This window comes from Gottfriedia acidiceleris (assembly GCF_002128425.1).
GTDB lineage: Bacteria > Bacillota > Bacilli > Bacillales > Bacillaceae_G > Gottfriedia > Gottfriedia acidiceleris.
Genome location: NZ_NESS01000002.1, coordinates 471,974 through 494,326 on the forward strand (window position 1 = coordinate 471,974; position 22,353 = coordinate 494,326).

General features: G+C 32.5%; 21 protein-coding genes. 14 read left to right on the forward strand and 7 right to left on the reverse strand.

Annotated elements, in window-relative coordinates:
- The first annotated feature begins 158 nt into the window (after window positions 1–158).
- Both B6K90_RS06215 and ltaE read left to right on the forward strand, forming a co-directional pair.
- The gene (locus tag B6K90_RS06215) at window positions 159–1,166 is read left to right on the forward strand and encodes a helix-turn-helix domain-containing protein (RefSeq protein WP_088011863.1); all 1,008 of its coding nucleotides are present in this window, start codon (window positions 159–161) and stop codon (window positions 1,164–1,166) included.
- A gap of 113 nt (window positions 1,167–1,279) precedes the next feature.
- Window positions 1,280–2,302, forward strand: a complete 1,023-nt coding sequence (ltaE, locus tag B6K90_RS06220; RefSeq protein ID WP_088011864.1) for a low-specificity L-threonine aldolase — start codon at window positions 1,280–1,282, stop codon at window positions 2,300–2,302.
- A 501-nt stretch (window positions 2,303–2,803) separates the two neighbouring features.
- On the opposite strand, the gene B6K90_RS23625 is transcribed toward ltaE, so the two are convergent.
- Complete coding sequence (locus tag B6K90_RS23625; protein ID WP_167555290.1) at window positions 2,804–2,971, reverse strand: hypothetical protein; 168 nt, start codon at window positions 2,969–2,971, stop codon at window positions 2,804–2,806.
- A gap of 907 nt (window positions 2,972–3,878) precedes the next feature.
- Here B6K90_RS23625 and B6K90_RS06240 point away from each other — a divergent pair.
- The 6 genes from B6K90_RS06240 to B6K90_RS06265 all read left to right on the forward strand — a co-directional run bounded on the left by B6K90_RS06240 (window position 3,879) and on the right by B6K90_RS06265 (window position 9,718).
- Window positions 3,879–4,358 carry a PaaI family thioesterase gene (locus B6K90_RS06240; protein ID WP_088011868.1) on the forward strand — a complete coding sequence of 160 codons (480 nt, stop codon included), beginning with the start codon at window positions 3,879–3,881 and terminating at the stop codon, window positions 4,356–4,358.
- A gap of 326 nt (window positions 4,359–4,684) precedes the next feature.
- Window positions 4,685–5,707, forward strand: coding sequence for an ROK family transcriptional regulator (locus B6K90_RS06245; protein WP_407920497.1), 1,023 nt, complete (start codon window positions 4,685–4,687; stop codon window positions 5,705–5,707).
- An 83-nt stretch (window positions 5,708–5,790) separates the two neighbouring features.
- Window positions 5,791–6,171 carry a VOC family protein gene (locus tag B6K90_RS06250; protein WP_088011869.1) on the forward strand — a complete coding sequence of 127 codons (381 nt, stop codon included), beginning with the start codon at window positions 5,791–5,793 and terminating at the stop codon, window positions 6,169–6,171.
- Between the two features lie 121 nt (window positions 6,172–6,292).
- Window positions 6,293–7,534 carry an MFS transporter gene (locus B6K90_RS06255; RefSeq protein WP_088011870.1) on the forward strand — a complete coding sequence of 414 codons (1,242 nt, stop codon included), beginning with the start codon at window positions 6,293–6,295 and terminating at the stop codon, window positions 7,532–7,534.
- A 250-nt stretch (window positions 7,535–7,784) separates the two neighbouring features.
- On the forward strand, window positions 7,785–9,032 hold the full coding sequence (locus tag B6K90_RS06260) for an ATP-binding protein (protein ID WP_088011871.1): 1,248 nt from the start codon (window positions 7,785–7,787) through the stop codon (window positions 9,030–9,032).
- Between the two features lie 158 nt (window positions 9,033–9,190).
- Entirely contained in the window at window positions 9,191–9,718 is a 528-nt protein-coding gene (locus tag B6K90_RS06265) for a LysR family transcriptional regulator substrate-binding protein (RefSeq protein WP_088011872.1), read from the forward strand.
- A gap of 434 nt (window positions 9,719–10,152) precedes the next feature.
- Here B6K90_RS06265 and B6K90_RS06270 read toward each other — a convergent pair whose 3' ends face one another.
- Window positions 10,153–10,353, reverse strand: a complete 201-nt coding sequence (locus B6K90_RS06270) for a cold-shock protein (protein WP_088011873.1) — start codon at window positions 10,351–10,353, stop codon at window positions 10,153–10,155.
- A 229-nt stretch (window positions 10,354–10,582) separates the two neighbouring features.
- Here B6K90_RS06270 and B6K90_RS06275 point away from each other — a divergent pair, with 229 nt between their 5' ends.
- Complete coding sequence (locus B6K90_RS06275; protein ID WP_139840691.1) at window positions 10,583–11,050, forward strand: CarD family transcriptional regulator; 468 nt, start codon at window positions 10,583–10,585, stop codon at window positions 11,048–11,050.
- Window positions 11,051–11,330: 280 nt separating this feature from the next.
- Here the strand turns inward: B6K90_RS06275 and B6K90_RS06280 are convergent, their stop codons facing one another.
- Window positions 11,331–11,543 (reverse strand): hypothetical protein, encoded by a 213-nt coding sequence (locus B6K90_RS06280; RefSeq protein ID WP_088011874.1) that lies wholly within the window; start codon window positions 11,541–11,543, stop codon window positions 11,331–11,333.
- A 341-nt stretch (window positions 11,544–11,884) separates the two neighbouring features.
- Window positions 11,885–12,085, reverse strand: coding sequence for a cold-shock protein (locus tag B6K90_RS06285; protein WP_088011875.1), 201 nt, complete (start codon window positions 12,083–12,085; stop codon window positions 11,885–11,887).
- 259 nt (window positions 12,086–12,344) lie between these two features.
- Here B6K90_RS06285 and B6K90_RS06290 point away from each other — a divergent pair, with 259 nt between their 5' ends.
- From B6K90_RS06290 to B6K90_RS06315, 5 genes are all read left to right on the forward strand, one after another.
- Entirely contained in the window at window positions 12,345–12,617 is a 273-nt protein-coding gene (locus tag B6K90_RS06290; RefSeq protein WP_328588104.1) for a DUF1259 domain-containing protein, read from the forward strand.
- A gap of 811 nt (window positions 12,618–13,428) precedes the next feature.
- Window positions 13,429–13,887, forward strand: a complete 459-nt coding sequence (locus tag B6K90_RS06300; RefSeq protein ID WP_167555291.1) for a MarR family winged helix-turn-helix transcriptional regulator — start codon at window positions 13,429–13,431, stop codon at window positions 13,885–13,887.
- Window positions 13,888–13,902: 15 nt separating this feature from the next.
- A complete protein-coding gene (locus B6K90_RS06305) occupies window positions 13,903–15,741 on the forward strand; it encodes an ABC transporter ATP-binding protein (RefSeq protein WP_235821730.1) in 1,839 nt (612 codons plus the stop codon).
- Window positions 15,742–15,933: 192 nt separating this feature from the next.
- Window positions 15,934–18,540, forward strand: coding sequence for a phosphoenolpyruvate synthase (ppsA, locus tag B6K90_RS06310; RefSeq protein WP_088011877.1), 2,607 nt, complete (start codon window positions 15,934–15,936; stop codon window positions 18,538–18,540).
- A gap of 144 nt (window positions 18,541–18,684) precedes the next feature.
- Window positions 18,685–19,302, forward strand: coding sequence for a LysE family translocator (locus B6K90_RS06315; RefSeq protein WP_088011878.1), 618 nt, complete (start codon window positions 18,685–18,687; stop codon window positions 19,300–19,302).
- A 101-nt stretch (window positions 19,303–19,403) separates the two neighbouring features.
- Here B6K90_RS06315 and B6K90_RS06320 read toward each other — a convergent pair whose 3' ends face one another.
- Genes B6K90_RS06320 through B6K90_RS06330 form a run of 3 tightly spaced genes read right to left on the reverse strand, consistent with a single transcriptional unit; the run spans window position 19,404 to window position 22,322 of the window.
- A complete protein-coding gene (locus B6K90_RS06320) occupies window positions 19,404–19,712 on the reverse strand; it encodes a CHY zinc finger protein (protein ID WP_088011879.1) in 309 nt (102 codons plus the stop codon).
- Between the two features lie 47 nt (window positions 19,713–19,759).
- Window positions 19,760–20,860, reverse strand: coding sequence for an acetyl-CoA C-acyltransferase (locus tag B6K90_RS06325; protein WP_088011880.1), 1,101 nt, complete (start codon window positions 20,858–20,860; stop codon window positions 19,760–19,762).
- Window positions 20,856–22,322: an AMP-binding protein gene (locus tag B6K90_RS06330; RefSeq protein ID WP_088011881.1), complete on the reverse strand. Its 1,467-nt coding sequence runs from the start codon at window positions 22,320–22,322 to the stop codon at window positions 20,856–20,858. The genes B6K90_RS06325 and B6K90_RS06330 overlap by 5 nt, the downstream gene beginning before the upstream one ends.
- Window positions 22,323–22,353 lie beyond the last annotated feature (31 nt).

A 22,353-nucleotide genomic window follows, 5' to 3' on the forward strand; every position in this document is an offset into this window, starting at 1 on the left:
GAAAAATACACTATTATTCTACTTTAAACAAATAACGTATATTTTATTATTTATATACAAATAGATTTATTTTTATCGCATTAATTACTTTTTAACAATTTGTTGGAAATAATTATGATATAATGAGTTTATAAAACATTAAAAAAGGAAGAATTCAAATGTTAGAACAAGATCAAAAAAGGAAAGAGATTGTTACAACAAATGAGGCTGTGGAACTGTTAGGTGTATCGAAACAAACGATTTACAATTATGTAAAGGCTGGAAAACTTAAACTTGTTTATGAAGATTGGCAAATCGATGGTACGATGAGGTTTTACCAAGAGGATCTTAATCAGTTCAAGTCCCAAGCTGTAAAACCGGTCGGGCTAACTGTTCTTGAAACTGCTAATTTATTAAGAGTATCCAAAGCGACAATCCATCAATATATAAAACTTGGGAAAATTAACGCAAGTAAAGTGAATTTTAAAGGAAGACTAACTGTTTTTATTCCAGAAGAAGAAATTGCAAAACTAAAATCCTCACATAAAAATGCTCCAAGAAAGAAGTCTTTTTTTACAAAAGACCTAGAATTTTATTTATTCGGGCTATATGAAATTCCAAATTCGAATGAAAAAGCCCGGATTATCGAACTTAATGAGACCACAGAGATCGTAGCAAAAACGAATATGGGGGAACTTTTAAATAAAGAAGAACTTACAAGCCGTGGTTTTAAAAAGGCTTATGAAATAAAAAAAGCCAGTCATAGTACTAAAAGAGGCATGATAACATTTCAATTTCCAATACCTCAGTCAATTAGTGCCCCGATTTTTGGCATTATCGATACATTTTATAAACATATTGGACATCAAAATATGAATCTTTATATAATGAACAACTCAATTAAAGTCGAAATAAAACCTATTAAACTACCGTATTTTGATGCACAAATTGAACAAGATATTGAAATTTTACAAAACTGTTTGATTGATGGTAAGCTTTCTACTAGACCAGGTTTTATTGTCTTTACAAGTAATCAAGAACAACTAACTATTTTCGTGAAAGATTCAATAAAAGAAAAGATAAAACAACTTGCAATAGATCATCACACTGGAATTGAAGATATTACTGAGAAGCTTTTGCATATGGGTTTAAAGGAATTTGAAAAAAATAACTCATTTAATGACTAAATTAATCCTCCAATTTCCGACAACGAGATGGGTACTTGTATTAGAAATCAAATCTCGATGCGTCTATCAATCTAGTTTAGATAATTCTGAAAACCATAAAAAGGGGAATGAAAATGAAGTTTATCGATCTAAGAAGTGATACTGTAACAAATCCTACAGATGAAATGAGACAATCTATGTTTTCAGCTGAAGTTGGCGATGATGTTTATGGGGATGATCCAACTGTACAAAAATTAGAAAATCTAGCTGCTTCCATGATTGGCAAAGAAGCTGCATTATTTGTACCAAGTGGAACTTTTGGTAACCAACTTGCATTGTTTACACATTGTGATCGTGGTACAGAAGTTATTCTTGGGGAGGATTGTCATATATTCGAACATGAGGTTGGTGCTGCTTCTATTATTGCAGGGGTTCACTTAAGAACATTACAAACAACTCACGGTAAAATGGATATTAAACGAATTAAACATTCTATCAGACCTGATGATATCCACTATCCAGAAACTTCTTTAATCTGTTTAGAAAATGCCTATTCAAATGGATCCGTAGTTGATATCGATTATATGAAGCAAGTTTATAGCATTGCAAAAGATGTAAATATTCCTGTTCATTTAGATGGAGCAAGGATTTTTAACGCCGCAACTTATTTAAAAACAGATGTTAAAGAATTATCTCAATATAGTGATTCAGTAATGTTTTGCTTATCAAAAGGTCTTTGTGCTCCAGTAGGTTCTATCCTTGCAGGAAGTAAAGAATTTATTGAAAAAGCGAAAAAGAAACGTAAACTATTAGGTGGAGGCTGGAGACAATCTGGTTTTTTAGCAGCCGCTGGTATAATCGCATTAGAAAAAATGACGGAACGATTACATGAAGATCATGAAAATGCTCTATATTTAGCTAATAGACTAACTGAAATCCCAGGAATTAATGTTGACACATCTCAACTTCATATCAACTTAGTATTCTTCCAAATGACTGATATGAAAAGAAGTCCTGAGGAAATTGAACAAATATTTAAAGAGAACGGAATTATTACTTTTGCGCCTGAAGAAGATGGTATGATGCGTTTTGCTACACATTACTGGATTAAGAAAAATGATATTGATAAAGTAATTGATGTGATGAAAACAATCTAAATTTTGGATGTAAAATTAAAAAAAGAGGAAAATTCCTCTTTTTTTTATGGACTGTTAGAGTAAATGGGAATCTTCTTACTATCCAATTGACAAGATATGATAGTTAAACAAGGATTTCAGTAATTCGTGTCGAATAACATCTAAAAAATAATGAATTTTTCAGGTGAAATTTCAAATGAAAAATTTGAGGATATAGTATCACTTCATTTAAAAATATTCGGGAAAAAAATGACACCATTTTTTAATAGAAGGGAAAAAAATAATAGATATGAATCTGATTATCCGATTTTTCTTGTAAATTATAAAGCAGGAAAATTCTTATTAGAAATGCATTATCAAAAAATAACAAGGTGTTTTGGCAGCGCGCTTTTTCTTCTTAAAGTAAATAGCAAGTTGTTCAATAAGTAGAAGTTTGATTTCCTATTTGAATATCCAACAGTGAAAATAAAAAGAACTGTACTAGCGGGACAGTTCTTTTAAAGAGGTATTAATTTACTTAATTTACTTTTTTAGAGGTGAAATTACTTTGTTATAAAAATATCTTTCCCATTTAGATAATAAACTGTTCCCATTTTCACCTCGTTGTATTTCACTTTCATGTTTTTTATGAAATTCGGCTACTCGCTTATTATGTTCTTTATGCCAATTATGGAGAGATGTTTGCTTCATTCTTATTCCTCCTTCTATTTTTATCATAATGATTATAGCAGTAGAATTATTAATTAAAAAGCTATTTTAGCCAACAAGTTTTGACATAGTGGATGCAAATATTTTCTATTGAGGAGAGAGGTTAATCTTTATGAAAAACTATTTTATAAGATTGATATTCGGACTCGTTACATATGCTATTATTTTAGTTTTATCTTTTATTTTTAAGATTGATTTGTACAATTCAAAGCACCCCTTTATTAATTTTATTTTATTACTTCTTATATTAGCCGGAGGTTGGGGTGGCTGGTTTTTCCACAAGTTAAAAAAGAATAGTTTTTTATAGAACTAACGTATTAATGGAACAAAACGATCGGCTGAATAGTCGCTATTTTTAGCAGCTAAATGACAGTTTAATTTAATAAGCAACGAACTTTCAACAGAATATTAATTACAAAATATTCCAATTTCATTTATACTAAAGATAGATTTTAATTATGAATATAGACTTAGAAAATCTCGAAATATTTAAGTGAATATACAGGTCGGCTTTTGAAAGGAATGATACGAAACAATGGGAAACATAAAGCAAAAATTTAAAAGTAAGGTGAGCATTTCTCAAATTTTTTTTATGTCAATGTTTTATGCAATTGCAAGTACAATATTTAGTGATATTATTCATAATCGATTTATTAATGGTATTTTTGGGGGATTATTCATCCTTATCGGTTGGATATTAGCCATATTACTTATAAAAAATGACTAAGAGTTTAAAAAATTACTTAAATAAAAGTATCGTTATTATTAACAGAATTATCAAGAAACTATTGTGCATTAGGATGACCTTTTATATATTAATAGTACAACATGAACGAAACATTTCTTATATTAAGTTGAATTTACTTAAAAGTTTTAAGGAGGATGTATGATGGAAAAAATAATTGAAAAAGCAATACAAGATGTCTACCCCGATGATTTCGCTTGGTGTTATGGGTGTGGTCGATTAAATAAAGATGGTCACCATCTTCGAACTGGTTGGCAAGGTGATAAAACTGTTACGATCTTTACACCGGAATCAAAATACATGGGAATTCCAGGTTTTATTTATGGTGGATTAATAGCTTCGTTAATTGATTGTCATGGGACAGGTTCTGCCTCACTTGCTTTACACCGTAAGAATGGAAACGAAATAGGAGATGGATCAGTACCTCCTAGATTTGTAACCGCTGCCCTCAATGTGGAATATCTTAAACCAACTCCACAAGATGTTCCACTAAAAGCAGTTGGAACTGTTGAAGAAATCCATCCTAAAAAATGGAAAGTTCATACAGAATTATTCGCAAATGATATTCTTTGTGCTCGTGGAGAGGTAGTTCTTGTTGTTATGCCAAGCACATTTTTAAAATAAAACAAGCTTGGAAGTTCTTTAAACAAACCAAGATGGTGTGAAGAAGTATTTACATTCCGTATTTTTAAAGTGGAGGAATGATTTAGAAGATTTTTGGAAGGATTCACAGAATAAGTTAGTGCTCCAAAAAAATAGTTCTTACACAACAAATGTTTCCTTTTGTTAAAGGTTATGAGTAGCTTTTCGCTACTCTATTTTTTCGTACTACTAAAAAATATAAATCTCTATCTAATTCAATTTCATTTGTTTTAATAAAGAGTATATGGTAAATTAAGGTCATTAACTTATTAAAGTCGTTTAATAAGTTTTTTAAGGTGGTGAATCTAGTGAATGAATTTTTAGCAACTCCAAACTCAATGAAGAAAATGATTCTTCGCGGCATTCGTACAACGCTTTTAAAACTAGGTAGTGCAACAAAAGTTGAATTAAGTCAAAAGCTAGAAATTAGTTTTCCGACAATTAGTAAGTTTCTAACAGAAATGGAAAAAGAAGGAGAAGTTCTTTTAGTTGGTCTAGATCATTCTAGTGGTGGAAGAAGGGCAAAAAGATATTCTTACAATCCTGAACATATGTTAGGATTAGTAATATTTTTAGAGAAAACAGAAACGAATTATATCATTTTTAATTGTGTCGGTGAAATAAAGGAACAAGGCGATACGCCAAGTGCATTAATAGACAATAGTTTGCATTTTTTAACTAAGACCATTGAAAATATAATCACTAAATATCCAAAAATCAGTTCAATGTCGATTGGTGTTCCAGCAGCAGTTGATAATGGAAAAGTATTTTATATCCCAGGATACGAACAGTTTCAAAACATTAATTTAAAAGAATATTATGAAGAGTATTTTTCGATCCCTGTCATAGTAGAGAACGATATGAATGCAGCGGTTTTAGGGTTTCACAATAATAGAGGCTTAAAAGATAAACAATCCCTTGTTTATTTGTATTCAGGTCAAAACGGTCCAGGTGCAGGAATTATGGTAAACGGTGATGTTGTTAGAGGAAGTACTTTTTTCTCTGGAGAGGTTTCATTCGTTCCTCAGTATGATGAAAAAAATTTTGGGCAGGCATTAGAAAATGGAAGAGGACTAAAAAATTTAATAATAAGTGAGGACTATGAAATTGATGCAATCAGCAGGCTATTGGCCTCATTTGTAGCTATTATTAACCCTCATATCATCATTTTTTGTAATGATGAAGTTGAAAATGTAATATTAGATAAAATTAGAATTACTAGCACAAATTACATTCCGTCCGAACATCTTCCTGTGCTTACGTCGAGTGATTGGAAACAAGACTATTTATTTGGATTACAAAGTCTTTGTCTTAAACTTATGATCGATTAAAAATTTAAAATAAAGTCATATAAGGTGGTGATCTTCTTAAATACTAAAGTGTAAAAAAATAATATTGGGGAGAGAAAAAAGAAATGAAAATTGAACACGTTGCTATATGGGTTAATGATTTGGAGGGGATGAGGAAGTTTTATGAAACTTTCTTTAATTGTAAATCAAACAATAAATATCATAATATTGAAAAGGAATTTGAATCTTATTTTCTTACTTTCGAATCTGGCGCACGATTAGAGATTATGCGAAAGGCGGGGATTGTTAAGACTAATCCTGCTGATCAAATTGGTTGGGCTCATATTGCAATCTCCTTAGGAAGTGAAGATGCTGTCAATCAGATGACTACCAAATTTAAAAATAGCGGTTATCCTCTTATTAGTGGACCTCGTTTGACTGGTGATGGGTACTATGAGAGTGTAATAAAAGACCCTGAAGGAAACCTTTTAGAATTGACAGTATAAACTTATTAAAGATATTAAATAAGTATTTGATTCGGCACTTTTTAAATCCGTTTAATAAGTTTGCATTTTCAGCACTTTTTAAACATATTTAAAAAGTAATATTATAACTAGGAGGTTAAGTATGGACTATTCATTGAATAGACGTCAAATTCAATTATGGCGTATCGCCATTTATTTCATTTTTGCACTGACTGGATTTGCATTCGCATCATGGGTATCTCGCACGCCTGCAATTAGGGATGCTCTAGGTTCTACTACAGCTGAGATGGGGGTCATCATATTTGGGCTTTCCGTAGGATCGATCATCGGACTGATAAGTGCCAGTATTCTTATCGCTCAAAAGGGCGGACGTTTTGTTATGGTTTTTGGTCTACTAGTTGTTTCTATTGGATTATTAATTGTTGGATTCAGTGGTTCGTGGCTGACAAATAGTATTATAGTATTTTTAGGGCTAGTCGTTTTTGGTTTCGGGCAAGGAATATGCGATGTAGCGATGAATGTAGAGGGAACCGCAGTTGAGATAGCCGCACAAAAGTCGCTCTTAACCGGTTTTCATGCAGCGTTCAGCTTGGGTACGCTTCTTGGTGCATTGGTCGGTTCGGCAATGACTAAATCAGGAATCATTGTACCTATTCACTTGACACTTACTGCCCTGGTTATTGTTCTAATTGTTTTGTCTTTATACCGTTTTATACCTGCCGATACAGGTAAAGAAGTTGCTAGTAATTCCGTTAAAGTAAACAGAACGCAGGAATATATGTCTGTATGGAAAGAGCGACGCACAATAATGATCGGTATCATTGTTCTTGGAATGGCTTTCGTCGAAGGATCAGCAAATGACTGGTTACCGTTAATTATGGTTGATGGTTACAATGTTACGCCAGCTATGGGTTCTATTGCATATGGTATTTTTGTAGGTTCAATGACTTTTGGACGTGCAATAGGTGATAAAATTTTAGACCGCTTCGGTAGAGTTATCGTTTTGCGTGCATCAACACTTTTGGCTTTTGTAGGATTGATTATTGTTATAATGAGTCATAATTTCAAGGTAGCCACTATTGGTATTGTTTTTTGGGGATTCGGGGCAGCATTTGGTTTTCCAGTTGGCCTGTCCGCTGCAGGAGACGATCCTCATAGAGTGGCTGCAAGAGTAAGTGCTGTATCGACTGCTGGATACCTTGCATTCCTAGTAGGACCACCATTTTTAGGAATGATTGGTGAACACGTAGGGCTACTTCGAGCTCTGATTTTCGTACTTATAGCTGTTACGATCTCTGGACTACTTTCAAAAGCTGCAAAACCGATTGGTAAACAAAATAATTTGGAAATGGACTCGAAAGTATCTAATTCCCTAAAGTTGTAAAATAAATATTCGACTTGCCTACCGAAACATTAAACGAAATACAGATAGCAAAACTGTGTGATTAAATGAATCTTATCCAACTAAACGCATGTGTTAGTTGTACACTCGTCAAGAGCTGAGAGATCAGCTCATTTTAGTACTTTAATAAAACAACTAGTATAATATTTCAAACAAAAAGTTCCTTATTTAAGATTTTTGCTTTATACTTAAGAACGGTAATTTGTCATCTTTTGATAAGGAGTTTTCCATTATGGGTTTTATCTATATTAATAACAATGTCTTGGATAATTTGTTTTATGTATTAGTGAGTATTTTTATATTTTTTGTTTTATACGATAATGTCAAAATGTTAATAAATTATAAAAAAACATTGCTTACTATATGCATGAGTTTACCAATAGTCTTATGTATGAAATTTCCAATTTATATAGATGAATATTGTGTTCATGATCTTAGGCAAATCCCACTATTCATTGGCACGCTTTATGGTGGATGGGTTGTTGGAGCAGGTTTGTTTTTCATTTTATTAGCTACTCGAATTGCTCTATATGGATTCAATGTTCTAACATTAATTGTTTATATTGTAATCTATTGTGCAACAGCAATTTTTTCAACAAAATTCAATCAACAAAATAAGAAGAACAAGTTAATTTCTTCTGTTATACTTACTTTATTACTTGAAATCCTAACTACATTTATTGCTTTAAAGATGTCTAAATATTTTGTCCTAACAGATGCTTATATTTTTTATTTTATTATTTTACCTCCTATCGTCATGTTTTTTGCCGTATATCTTTTAGAAGTATTAATGGATACCATTCATATAAGAACACACATCGTTAAGCTTGAAAAAATGGAGGTAGTTAGTCAGCTTGCAGCAAGTATTTCACACGAAGTTAGAAATCCTTTAACGGTTGTGAAGGGGTTTGTTGAGCTTCTAAAAGCTCCGAAACTATCTCAAGAAGAGAAAGAACGATACATTCATCATGTAGTGAATGAACTTAACAATGCAGAGTCTATTATTAATGATTACTTAGCGTTTGCGAAACCTGCACCTGATAAAGAGGAAAAAATTCTTATTGAACGTGAAATTAGAAATGTAATCGAAATTATTAAACCATTAGCTAATATGACCTCAGTGAAAATAACCGATGATCTAAAACAAGGAATTGTACTTGGAAATGCGAATCATTTCCGTCAATGTTTTTTAAACTTAATAAAAAATGGAATTGAGGCTATGCCAAACGGTGGAGAACTTCAAATTGTATCATTTTCTGATAAAAAAGTAGCAACAGTAATAATTAAGGATAACGGAATTGGGATGAGTAAAGAGCAAATTAACAGGTTTGGAGAGCCTTATTATAGCTGCAAAGAAAAAGGAACAGGACTAGGTTCAATGGTTGCTTTAAAGACCATTCAAACATTAAGAGGGAAATTGACTATTGAAAGTATTCTAAATGAGGGAACTACGATCAAGATTATATTTCCAATTAATTAATAAATTTCAGTTTGCATTATTATTATTTCTTAGTAAAAAGTAAAAATGATAGATTAGCAATAGGTTTAGATATTGTTTTAACAAATGGATACATCTCGATTTCTACTATCAAACATTATATATTATTGAACTAAAGTGGCAATTACAAGTGGCCCCAAGTGCAAACAAAGATTTTTATGTCAGATAACATTGATGAAAAGGTTATTCGAAATGAAATTGATTTAGCTTTGACAGTCATGCTTATAGAGATTGAAAAGCTAACGAATATCGATATATATATTGAAGAATATTATTTAGCAATTTCAAATGACCATCCATTGGCGGATAGGGATACAGTGGGGCTAGAAGAGATAAGGGACCTGTCACTTGTGTTATGTCCAATAAACCAAAAGCGCCGAAAGTTAATTGATGATGCCTTTACCTCAGTAGGATTTTCCAACCAGCCAATCATCGAATTAACAGAGATAAAATCTATATTGAGTTTAGTGAATGTAGGTATGGGAGCAACCATTCTTCCCAGAACACTTCTCGATTCTGAGAGGGATGAGACTCTAAAGGTAATTAAAATAGAAAACCCAACAATTTGTAACGAAATTGCCACTGTATATCATAAAGAAAAATATATTAGGTCAGCAGCAAGAAGTTTTATAGACTTGTTGGTTACTCATTTGAAAAAACAAAACTGAATGAGAGTGTGTATCCTTATTTTATATAAGTATATATAAGTATTAATTTTAAATATGTGAAGTATTCAAAGGTGCTACCCAATCCAATCAACAGGTAATTGAATGGATTTCTCAAAAAATTTCTGAAATCGAACGTATGAGAAATGAATATGATCAAATGCTTGTTACAATTAATATCATGTAGAATACAGGAAGACATTAAAGATTCGAAAAATGTATAATCTTGATATACTATTTTTTATTATTGAGTAGTTTGCAAACGGTTTTCTTTTAATAGAAATTTGTATATCCATTTTTTATAGGCTATAATACTTTAAACCATTTCTTTACCAGATCTCCACGTTTGATTTTACCCTTATTCTTAAATGAATAGGGGTTTTTATTTTATTAGATAAAAAAAGTCAGATTCTACTAAGAGAATCCGACATTTTTATTTATGCTTTTTTAACATTAGTCGCTTGTGGTCCGCGTTGTCCTTGTTCTACTTCAAATGTAACTGCTTGACCTTCATCTAATGATTTGAATCCGTCAGTTTGAATTGCTGAGAAGTGAACGAATACATCATCACCATTTTCACGCTCGATGAATCCAAAACCTTTTTCTGCATTAAACCATTTTACTTTACCTTGTTCCATTTTTTTTCCTCCTAGTGTGCTTTACACACGTTGTAATAATTCAATCTTACCATTAAATGGAAATATAATCAAATTCACCTAATAGAATATAAATCACATTACATTTCTTTATAGTTCAATACTTTTTTTATTGACATGACTTAATTGTTACTGATAAAATATTTATTTTGACAAAAAAATAATAAGTGTTATGCTTATATAGGTTAGTCATTAAATGGGGGTGTAGAGTATGTTTGAAGTTGGAGATAACATTTTTTATCCAATGCAAGGAGCAGGTGTAATCGAAGCTATTCAAGAAAAAGAAGTACAAGGTGAAATACAGCAATATTTTATAATAAGATTACTAATAAAAAAGATGGAAGTAATGATTCCAATTTCGAAAATGAGTAATTCAAGAATACGAATGGTTGTTGATACACATACACTCGACAATATATTAAAAAATTTCCATAATGGAGAATCTGATCGTTCTCTTTCATACAAACAAAGATTTAAGCTAAATACTGAGAAAATGAAAACAGGTAATATTGAAGAGGGCGCAGAAGTAGTACGTGATTTAATGCGTATAGATAAAGAAAAACCTCTTAATTCAAGTGAAAAACAAATGTTAGGTAACGCAAGTAAAATATTTATAAGCGAACTTGGATTAGTTAAAGGGATTACAGAAATTCAAGCAAAAGAACTATTATTCGGATAAAAAATCTTTATTTCATCTTACCTAATGAAGATGTGTTTAAAACGAAACTCCTTATATTAAGAAATTAAAAAACCACGTTTGGTCTATGCTATTTTTCCCCCTTTTTAAATTCGATTTATCATATTATGTTGCTAATTTAAAAAATTAATTAACACCAATTACATTTTATTGAATCTTTCAGTATTAATTAAAAAGCTACTTTTAAAATGACCGTATTGAATAACTGAAGTCAAGTAACTATATAATAATTAATTTATTCAACAACGAAAAAGCATCCAATTTAGTTGGATGCATATTTAAGTATTCCGCTTAAAAAGAGTGAATCTTCTAGATGTGTGCACTCTTTTAGTTTGATTAATCCATCTAGTTCTAGTTCCTTAGCCAGTTTTTCAATCATTTTTGTATCATTTTCCAAGGAATTTTTAATGTTGATTAAAAAGAAATTTCCTCTTGTTGCAAGTCGAAGGTTCTTTAATAAATTTTCCTTACTCATTTTCTCATCTCCCTTCTAAATTGATTAATTCGACACAAAAGAGGATTTGTCCTGTCTATTCAATTTAATTACAAATTTATTATCACTAGCGTATAACAGCTTCGTTCAAAATTAATTAATCGTTGCCAAGTACACGGTGAGGTAATAGAATTAGTAGATGCAATTATAGCCTATAAAAAATGAATGTTGTGTATTCATTTTTTATAGGCTATAATACTTTAAACCATTTCTTTAGCCGAGCTCCACGTTTGATTATTACCCTTATTCTTTATTGAATAAGGGTTTTTATTTTTTTAGATAAAAAAAATCAGATTCTACAATTAGAATCCGACTTTTTTTAATTATGCTTTTTTAACGTTAGTTGCTTGTGGTCCGCGTTGTCCTTGTTCTACTTCAAATGTAACTGCTTGACCTTCATCTAATGATTTGAATCCTTCAGATTGAATTGCTGAAAAGTGAACAAATACATCATCACCATTTTCACGCTCGATGAATCCAAAACCTTTTTCTGCATTAAACCATTTTACTTTACCTTGTTCCATTTTTGTTTCCTCCTTATGTGCTTGTACACATTTAATGTTTCTATAATAACAATTTAGATTAAGATAATCAAATTGCCTTAATAAAAAAATAGGTCTTTTCACTTAATTCCTTGATAATCCTAGTTATTTCCACATCTTTTTTATGAAATTTTTACTGTTTAGGAGCGTTTAACAAGCATTCACTAAGAATTAAGAGAGACACCAGCCCTTCATTTTCTAAATAAGATACTACGTAAATATAAAAGATATGAAGAGAGTGATGAATTTCTCAACTTGTCAAAAACTTGCTGATATGATCGGAGGAGAGGTTATTCAAGCTACACCTGTATGTGACATTATGCGTCTTCGAGATATTAATGCAACTATTTTAGGTCGTAGAACTCGTTCTCCATTAGCACTTCCATTTATGCTATCCTTTGAAGATAATGGCTTAAACCTTGGTGAATCTGTCGTACGTCAAAAAGAGATTAATCCATTAATGACTGCTTTACGAAAAAGGGGAATTACAGTAACTGCAGTTCATAACCATTGACTGTTTGATAAACCACGTTTAATGTATATGCATTGGGAGAATGTTAATTTAGATCCCGTTGAATTTACTAGAATTAGTTTTGAAGCTGCGAAAGAAGCAGGTCTTTTTTAGAGATACTTACTAAAATTGCATAAATTAGAAATCAATAGATGAAATATAAAAAAAGCAAATGGACAGTCCAATTCTTAGCCGTTTGCTTTTTTGTTTTTATACTTATTATTTTTAACGATTTTGTCATGAATTTTGTTTAGGTAGGACTGCGAGCATCGGATAATATTCCGTTGTCATAATCCCAGCAATAACGGCTGGATCTTCTTCGATAAGTTTTGGAACTTGAGCTTCATTTTTAACTTCAATTATTGCAATGCCATGAGGTGATGAGGAATTTCGGACAGGTCCGAAGACTAGAGCAATCCCTTCGTTTTGTTTGTCTGTCTAATAAGCAATATATTTTCCCATAATATTCCGTTCTTCAACTGTCATGACCTGTTGAAGGTTGTTCTTGTGGGATTAGATTTTAGCATAAAGTGCATTTTAACTGAAACATTAATTGGAGTGTTATTTGACATTCCTAATTTGCCTCCATTGATTCTGACTTTCCGATCTCAACTTCAATTATTTCACAAATCTCCTACGGATACACTTACCAAGTAAGATAAATTAAATGACTGTATAATTTAGGAAATGCAGTAGAAAATACCCTATTGAAATTTTTATTAACAATTTTTAATTGTACAAATGAACAATAAAGTTTTATTATTAGTTTACATTGTAAACAGTTCATAAGGTAAACTAATGGAAGGAGTATATGATGTCAGATTTTCAACAAGCAATCGATTTAACGAATTCGTTTGTTTCAATTGCGCACCAACTAAAAAAAATAAGCATACAAACAGCTACTAAACTTGGGATAACTTTCCAACAGTTAATTATCCTAAATTCAATTCGCAATAACGAGGGTTTAACACAAAAAGACCTTACTGAACGATTAAGAACTGCTAAAAGTAGAGTTAGTCTTAGTATTGATGAGTTAGAGAAGAAAAATTATGTAAAAAGAGAAACGTCAGCAAATGATCGTCGAGAAACTCAATTATTTCTAACGCCCGATGGAATACGATTATGTCAACGCTATCGCGAAGAATCAGAAGCATATAAGAGTTTAGCAAATTCACTGGAACAATTTTCAGAGGATGAGCTTAATATACTTATAGACATGCAAAAAAAAATTTTAACTGATTTATTAAATGAACAAACTAATTGTTCAAAATAAGGAGGAAGTTTAATTATGTCAGGATGGGGTGGAGGACCTCCGATGGGTCCCCATGGTTTTGGGCGAATGAAATTTGATGAAAACGCACAAAAACCAAATATATCAAAGGCAATACTACTTAGAATTGCAAAATATTTTATTCCGTATTGGAAGCAAACAATACTTGTCGTGCTTATATTATTAATTACTTCTGTACTAGGCATTTTACCGCCTATTATCATTCAACATATTGTTGATACTGCCTTACCAAATAAAGATTTAAGTCTTCTAATCTATCTCGTACTTGCCTCACTTAGTACTACGATTATTTCAGGGTTGTTAGGTGTATGGCAAAATTATTTAAATGCATATGTTTCTCAAAAAATTATTTACGATATGAGAAACCAGATGTATCTTCATTTACAACAAATGCCACTCCAATTTTTTTCAAATGTAAAGCAAGGTGAAGTAATCACTCGAATGACGAGTGATATTTCTGGTGTTAAAGCTGTGTTTGATAATACGATTGTGAGTTTTGCTAACAATCTATTCATTCTTATTTCAACCGCTGCCACTTTGTTAATAGTGAACTGGAGACTTGGAATATTAGGACTAATCATTGTCCCATTATTTATTCTACCGACTCGTAAAATGGGGAATGTTCGTTGGAGTATTTCAAAACAGACACAAGAAAAAACAAGTGAGCAAAATCATATTATACAAGAAACATTAAATATTAGTGGTTATTTATTAATGAAGCTTTTTACAAAGGAACAAAGAGAATTTCAAAATTTTGATGCTATTAATGTACAGGCTACAAATCTTAAAATAAAGGAATCTATGGCAGGTCGCTGGTTTATGATGATTCTATCAACCTTTACTAGCATCGGCCCAATGCTCATCTATTTATATGGTGGATATTTATTTATTCACGATCAGATTACGATCGGGGCTATAATTAGCTTTGTTGCATTACTTGGTCGTTTATACGGACCGGTTGGACAATTAACAAATCTTTATGTAAATATTACAAGTTCGATCGCTTTATTTGAACGTATTTTTGAATATTTTGATATGAAATTAACGATTAAAGATCGTGAAGATGCGATAAAAATGAATGTACCTCATTTAGATATTGAATTTAACGATGTATCATTTTCTTATCAGCAAGATAAAACTGCATTGCAAAATATATCCTTTATTGCTCCATCCGGTACTATGACTGCTCTAGTTGGACCTAGTGGTGCTGGTAAAACAACGATTACGAATTTAATTCCTCGTTTGTATGATTTTACATCAGGTTCAATAAAAATTGGTGGTCGTGATATTAGAGAATTTACATTAGAATCACTGCGGTCTCATATTGGACTTGTTACACAGGACAGTTATTTATTTAATGGAACGATTAAAGAAAATTTATTATATGCAAAGCCTGATGCATCAGACGAAGAAATTACAAATGCATGTAAGGCAGCGTATATTCATGATTTCATAATGGACTTACCAAATGGTTATGAGACAGTGGTAGGAAATCGAGGAATCAAACTTTCGGGTGGCGAAAAACAAAGAATTTCAATCGCTCGTGTATTATTGAAAAACCCTGAAATCATTATTCTTGATGAAGCTACTTCTTCATTAGATACTTTATCTGAATTTTATATCCAAAGTGCAATCCAAGGATTATTAAAAAACAAAACGTCTATCGTTATTGCTCATCGACTTTCAACCATTATGGCTGCCGATCACATCATTGTTTTAAAAGATGGTCAAATTGTTGAAGAAGGCAAAAATGAAGAGTTGCTGATGCAAAACGGATTATATAAAGAACTATATAATAAACAATTTGGTAGAAAAGCAATTGCAACAATTGAATAATTAAAAAGCACAGATTTATTTCTGTGCTTTTTTTATTATGTATGGTAGTTAAATTCAATTTTTGTTCTTACAAATTTTTTACATACTCTTCCTACTTTAATTATACCATAAAAAAAATGCCCAAAATAGACTTTATCTTCCTATTTTCAACTGATAAAATCAATAGACACTAAAGGTTAGGAGAGATGTGGAATGAATTCTTTAATTCTCGATTTCCAAGAGATTGATAAAAACCAACTTTTACTCGTTGGCGGAAAAGGGTTAAATTTAGGTGAATTATCAAAAATTCCAGATATAAAAGTACCAGAAGGATTTTGTGTTACAACAATGGGGTTTCAAAAAGCGATTGAACAAAACGAATTCTATCAGGCTTTGTTGGATCAACTAACTATGCTAAATGTAAAAGATCGAGCTCAAATTGGTGAGATTAGCAGGAAGATTCGAGACATTATTTTAGAAGTAGCAATCCCTTCTGAAGTTGTGAATGCAGTTTCTATTTATCTCTCCAAGTTCGGCGAGGAACATGCATATGCTGTACGTTCTAGTGCAACAGCTGAAGATTTGCCACATGCCTCTTTTGCTGGCCAACAAGACACCTATTTAAATATTATTGGGAAAGAAAACATCTTGCAACATATTAGGAAATGCTGGGCTTCCTTATTTACTGATCGAGCGGTTATCTACCGTATGCAAAATGATTTTGACCACAGTCAAGTTTATCTTTCGGTCATTATTCAAAGAATGGTATTCCCAAGGGCTTCAGGGATATTATTTACTGCTGACCCCATTACTTCGAATCGAAAGGTGCTATCAATTGATGCAAGTTTTGGACTTGGAGAAGCGTTAGTTTCTGGATTAGTATCTGCTGATTGCTATAAAGTACAAGAAGACGAAATCGTCGATAAAAGGATCGAAACGAAAAAATTAGCTATTTATGGTCGAAAAGAAGGCGGAACAGAGTCACAGCAGATCGATCCTAAACAACAAACCACTCAAACACTTACTGAACAACAAATTTTACAACTAGCTCAAATTGGTAGACAAATAGAAGCTTATTTCAGTTGTCCTCAAGATATCGAATGGTGTTTAGTTGATGATATATTTTATATTGTCCAAAGTCGACCAATCACCACTTTATATCCGATTCCTGAAGTAGTTGATAATGATAAACACGTCTATCTATCTGTCGGCCATCAACAAATGATGACTGATCCAATAAAACCATTGGGATTATCTTTTTGGATGTTAACAAGTAGGGCACCTATGCGTAAAGCTGGAGGTAGGTTATTTGTTGATATCTCACAAAATCTTGCTTCACCTGACAGAAGAAAAATGTTTATAGAGGCAATCGGAAAATCTGATCCGCTCTTAAAAGACGCTTTATTAAAGGTTGTAGCAAAAGAAGATTTTAAAGAATCATCATCTGAGAATAAAGGACCGACCCCAAATAAAAATAATCAAGAACAATCGAGTTTTAAACCACTAATCGAAAACGACCCAACAATTGTTTCTGATTTGATTAAGAAAAACCAAACATCAATCAAAGAGTTAAAACAAACGATTCAAACGAAATCTGGATCAGATTTAATCGATTATATTTTGGAAGATATTCAGAAATTACAAGAGTTATTATTTGACCCACGAAGTTCGGCAGTGTTTATGTCTGCGATGAATGCTACGGCATGGATCAATGAAAAAATGAACGAATGGTTAGATGAAAAGAATGTAGGAGATATCATTACGCAATCTGTACCAAACAATATTACTTCTGAAATGGGTCTAGACCTAATGGATGTCGCCGATGTAATTCGACCTTATCCAGAAGTAATCGATTATTTACAACATGTAGAAGATGAAAACTTTATGGTTGATTTGATTAAGATTGAAGGTGGCCAGGAAACAAAAGATGCGATCGATGAATATTTGAGAAAATATGGAATGCGTTGTACAGGTGAAATCGATCTTACTAGAACTCGTTGGAGTGAGAAACCATCTACGCTAATTCCAATGATCCTTAGCAACATCAAGAACTTTGAGCCGCATGCTAGTAAACGGAAATTTGAGCAAGGGCTAGAAAAAGCAACGAAAAAGGAACAAGAGCTATTAGAAAGATTAAAGCAATTACCGGATGGTAAACAAAAAGCGGAAGAGATAAAGGAAGTTATTAGTCTTATCAGGAATTTCATTGGATATCGTGAATATCCAAAATACGGAATGATTAGTCGCTACTTTGTTTATAAGCTAGCATTATTGAAAGAGGCCGAACAACTCGTAAAAACAAATGTCATTTCTGAAAAAGAAGATATATTTTATCTGACATTTGAAGAACTTAACGAAGTCGTACGTACAAATAAACTAGATCACCAAATCATCAACAAACGAAAAGACGAATACAAATTATATCATAAACTCACTCCTCCTCGCGTTATTACATCTGATGGTGAAATCATCGTAGGTGAGTACAACCGTGATGATCTTCCATCCGAAGCGATTGTAGGTCTAGCTGTTTCTACAGGTATCATTGAAGGTAGAGCTCGTGTTATTTTAAATATGGAAGATGCAAACCTAGAAGATGGTGACATATTAGTGACATCATTTACAGATCCTAGCTGGACACCATTATTTGTAGCAATAAAAGGACTAGTCACTGAAGTAGGTGGACTAATGACTCACGGAGCGGTTATTGCGCGAGAATATGGTTTACCAGCAGTTGTAGGTGTAGAGAATGCAACCAAACTAATAAAAGATGGGCAAAGAATACGAGTTAATGGTACAGAAGGGTATATTGAAATTTTATAATTATTGAATTCATTAAAAATATAGTCGTTTTCCATATGTGGAAAGCGGCTTATTTTTTATTGAAATAAATGTCAGTTTAGGCAATTCCTGCAAAATATTGTTGTATAATAGTCTAATAATAAATAACGAGAGGAGAATTCCATCATGCTTTCATTCATTTTAGTTGTTTTAACGTTATTTTTGATCCCAGGACCGGCTGTACTTTTAACATTATCCCAAACAATGAAAGGAGGGAAATGGAATGGAATCTTAACAGGCGTTGGTATTGCTGTCGGAGATTTAATTCATACATGTGCATCAGTATTTGGCCTATCTGCAATTTTAATGACTTCTGCATTTGCTTTTGAAATCGTTAAATATTTAGGTGCAGCCTATTTATTTTATTTAGGAATTACTGCAATCATTAAAAAATCTAAAAACAGTAAAAAACTAAATGAACAAAAAGAAGTAAATAGTAAACTTTCTTTTCGTCAAGCAGTGCTTATCGAAGTATTAAACCCTAAAACTGCACTTTTTTTCTTAGCCCTTTTACCTCAATTTGTTCAACATAATGGACATCCGGTATTCATTCAGCTTTTAACACTTGGTTTGACATTTGTATTACTTAGTATTTTGTACACAACTTTACTAGTGCTTTTATCAAGTTTAATCGGTAAAAAAATCTTTAGCAAAAAAACGAAAGGACCAAAATGGATGGGAAAAGCGATCGGGTTAGTTTATATTGGATTAGGCTTAAGGGTCGCTCTTCAAACACAATCTTAAAAGTTTAATAATATCCAATAATAAAAAGGAGGCCGACCGGCATCCTTTTTATTATGCTTAAATTACACACCCATTACCAGATTTGAGAAGTAATTTCATATTCACTCAAAATACAAATGATAATGATTTTTACACCCTGGATTAAAATCGGATTCACATTTAGGACATTTGTAGTTACAATCTTGATATTCTTGAATCGTTAATTCCTCATGACAGTTCCCACAAAGAATTGCTTTGGTTTGCCATTCGTCTTTACTCCAGACTTTCGGTTCATGATTAGTACTTTCCTCATGGCAATAATAACAGCCATAGTATTCATTACAGCACTTGAATTTAATGGCAATAATATCTTTTTCTGTATGGTAATGTTTACAGCGTGTATGCTGATCGATTGAACCGATTACTTTCATATTTTTTCCTCTCTTTATACTTCTAATTAGATCATGATTCTTTAATCTTATTTTACGATTTCGAATAAGACAGCTAATCCAATTCCACCTCCACTTCCAATTGCAGCCACTACATAAATTGATTTTAAGTCTTTTCTTCTTTGTACTTCATAAAAAAGTCTCGTGATCATGACACTCCCGGAAGCTCCATAAGGATGGCCGATGGTTAATGCACCACCACAACTATTTAACTTGGAAGTAGGGATGGAAAGTTCCTTAGAACAGGCTAGTACTTTTGAAGAAAAAGCTTCATTTATTTCAAAAAGTTCAATATCTGCAACTGATAATTTGTTTCTAGTTAATAAATCGTGAATAGCAGGGATCGGTGCTGCACCTGGAAAATTAGGATGAACACCACATACTTGACTATCCACAAATCTTAAAACAGGTTTTAATCCATTTTCTATTGCTTCATTTTCTTCCATAACTAGAACTGCGGATGCTCCATCATGAATACCACAACTGTTCGCCGCTGTGACTGTACCATTTTTTTTAAAAACAGGCTTTGCTCTTTTTAAAATTTCTTCCATTTTCCTTTTTTTGAAAAACACTTCATCTTCGTCGAAATCATTAACTGGAATGATTTCTTGATGGAAGTATCCATTATGTTGAGATTCCCAACTACGTGTATAACTTAATAGGGCATATTCATCTTGAGCTTCTTTTGAGATACCGTATTTTTCAGCTACATTTTCCGCAGCAATACCCATATCAGGGTCGCCAATTTTGTCTGGAGCAAATCTCGCTCTAGAAGGATAGGGTGAAGTGCTCGTACTTTCAACACCTCCAGCAAGATAGCAATTTCCAGCTCCACCTTGGACTAAGTAACAAGCCATCCGAATCGCTTCTAATCCTGCACTACATTGACGATCAATTGTGATTCCTGGCACTGTAAGAGGAAGATCCGCTTCTAATGCAGAAACTCGAGCGACATTTCCACCTGGACCTACAACATTTCCTAAGATGATGTCATCAATCTTATCTTCTAATCCATCTGCCAAACGCTTGAGCAATGGAGCAGCCAGCTCATGTGGTTGAAAATCTCGTAAAATTCCACCTTTTTTTCCGATAGGTGTTCGCTTTGCTTTGACTATGACCGCTCTTTTAATTTTGAGTCACCTGCATTTCGATTTGTTTAATTAGCTCAGCTCGTGCAATCTTTCCACTAGTCGTATACGGCATTTCATCTTGAAAAAACCATTTACGAGGTATTTTATAAGCAGATAAGTGTGTCTTACAAAATCTTTTTAACTCAAAAGAATTACATCTACCTTTAATGACTGCCGCAACAATTTGACCCCAATATGGGTTTGAAAGACCAACGACTGCAACTTCCTCAACATCCGGATGAAGAGAAATAACTTTTTCGATTTCTTCAGAAAATATATTAATACCACCGTATAGAATCATATTTTTTTCCCGTCCGTTAATTGTTAAAAAGCCGTCTTCATCAATAAAACCCATATCATGAACAGTAGCCCAGTCATCATCATCCTGTATTGAATGAATAGTTCTTTCATTTTCTTCAAAGTAGCCATTGATTAAATATTTACTTCTCACATATATTTTTCCAGTTTCATTCGCCTTAGCTAGCTCTTGATCTGGTCGACGAATTTGTATCTCCACACCATAACAAGGTTTTCCGACGGTTTTTGCCTTATGAACACCATCTTGATCAGACAAAACGGTAATGAAGCTAAGTTCACTTGCGCCAAAGAATTCGTAGATCGTCATCGCAGGAAACAAATGGCGAAATTCTATTTTGGATTTTTCGGTCCATTTTGCACCGGACGAAAGGATTTTCATCGCTTGATCGACTTGAATTCCTTCTTTTATTAATGCTTCAATCATTGTCGGAACAACAAAAATTGTCGTAATAGGAAACGTATTGATTCGTGATAGTACGTTTAAAGGAGAAAACTTTTCTAAAAGAATCACTGTTCCTCCTAAATATAAAGTACTAATGGCACCATATAGAAAATGAGAATGGATTAAAGCTCCTGGAATAAGAATTTGATCCGATTCATCTAATCCAAAATCAAAGCGATTGCAATCAAAACTAGCAACCCATGAATCTTGAGAGCGGATAAATGCTTTCGGATTCCCGGTTGTACCTGATGTAAATCCTACATAGAAAGGTAGGTCCTCATTTATTTCCATTGAAGATAAGGAATCAAATTGAACAATTTCTTGTAAGCTATCATCTAAAACCTTAACATTTGGTATGATCGATTCAATCTTATTGTAAATTTCTCTTGTTGTAACAATAATGGAAGGATTCGAAAGCTTTACTCTTTTTTCTAAATCAGCTAAATTCCATTTCATATCATATGGAACAGCAATCCAACCCGCTTTAGAAGCTCCTGCGAACATCTGTAAGAACGAGATCCCATTCGGCAAAAGGATACCAATTGTTTTCGTATTTGATCGATGAGAGAGTAACCAATTCGCTGTTTGATTGATTAAATGATTCCATTCTTTATAACTGATTTGTTTATTACTTGTATGTATCGCAATTTTGTCAGGCGATATTGAAGCGTTTTTCTTATAGGTTTCTGTAATATTTGCCATTTTAAATCACCTCTATAAAAAAGAGACACAA

Excerpts from the sequence above, each read along its gene's own strand:
- B6K90_RS06270 (WP_088011873.1), bottom strand. The coding sequence starts at position 10,353 with ATGGAACAAGGTAAAGTAAAATGGTTTAATGCAGAAAAAGGTTTTGGA.
- ltaE (WP_088011864.1), top strand. The coding sequence starts at position 1,280 with ATGAAGTTTATCGATCTAAGAAGTGATACTGTAACAAATCCTACAGAT.
- B6K90_RS06215 (WP_088011863.1), top strand. The coding sequence starts at position 159 with ATGTTAGAACAAGATCAAAAAAGGAAAGAGATTGTTACAACAAATGAG.
- ppsA (WP_088011877.1), top strand. The coding sequence starts at position 15,934 with ATGAATTCTTTAATTCTCGATTTCCAAGAGATTGATAAAAACCAACTT.
- B6K90_RS06290 (WP_328588104.1), top strand. The coding sequence starts at position 12,345 with ATGAATTTCTCAACTTGTCAAAAACTTGCTGATATGATCGGAGGAGAG.
- B6K90_RS06300 (WP_167555291.1), top strand. The coding sequence starts at position 13,429 with ATGTCAGATTTTCAACAAGCAATCGATTTAACGAATTCGTTTGTTTCA.
- B6K90_RS06330 (WP_088011881.1), bottom strand. The coding sequence starts at position 22,322 with ATGGCAAATATTACAGAAACCTATAAGAAAAACGCTTCAATATCGCCT.
- B6K90_RS06260 (WP_088011871.1), top strand. The coding sequence starts at position 7,785 with ATGGGTTTTATCTATATTAATAACAATGTCTTGGATAATTTGTTTTAT.
- B6K90_RS06255 (WP_088011870.1), top strand. The coding sequence starts at position 6,293 with ATGGACTATTCATTGAATAGACGTCAAATTCAATTATGGCGTATCGCC.
- B6K90_RS06315 (WP_088011878.1), top strand. The coding sequence starts at position 18,685 with ATGCTTTCATTCATTTTAGTTGTTTTAACGTTATTTTTGATCCCAGGA.
- B6K90_RS06320 (WP_088011879.1), bottom strand. The coding sequence starts at position 19,712 with ATGAAAGTAATCGGTTCAATCGATCAGCATACACGCTGTAAACATTAC.
- B6K90_RS06285 (WP_088011875.1), bottom strand. The coding sequence starts at position 12,085 with ATGGAACAAGGTAAAGTAAAATGGTTTAATGCAGAAAAAGGTTTTGGA.
- B6K90_RS06280 (WP_088011874.1), bottom strand. The coding sequence starts at position 11,543 with ATGAGTAAGGAAAATTTATTAAAGAACCTTCGACTTGCAACAAGAGGA.
- B6K90_RS06250 (WP_088011869.1), top strand. The coding sequence starts at position 5,791 with ATGAAAATTGAACACGTTGCTATATGGGTTAATGATTTGGAGGGGATG.
- B6K90_RS06275 (WP_139840691.1), top strand. The coding sequence starts at position 10,583 with ATGTTTGAAGTTGGAGATAACATTTTTTATCCAATGCAAGGAGCAGGT.
- B6K90_RS23625 (WP_167555290.1), bottom strand. The coding sequence starts at position 2,971 with ATGAAGCAAACATCTCTCCATAATTGGCATAAAGAACATAATAAGCGA.
- B6K90_RS06240 (WP_088011868.1), top strand. The coding sequence starts at position 3,879 with ATGGAAAAAATAATTGAAAAAGCAATACAAGATGTCTACCCCGATGAT.
- B6K90_RS06305 (WP_235821730.1), top strand. The coding sequence starts at position 13,903 with ATGTCAGGATGGGGTGGAGGACCTCCGATGGGTCCCCATGGTTTTGGG.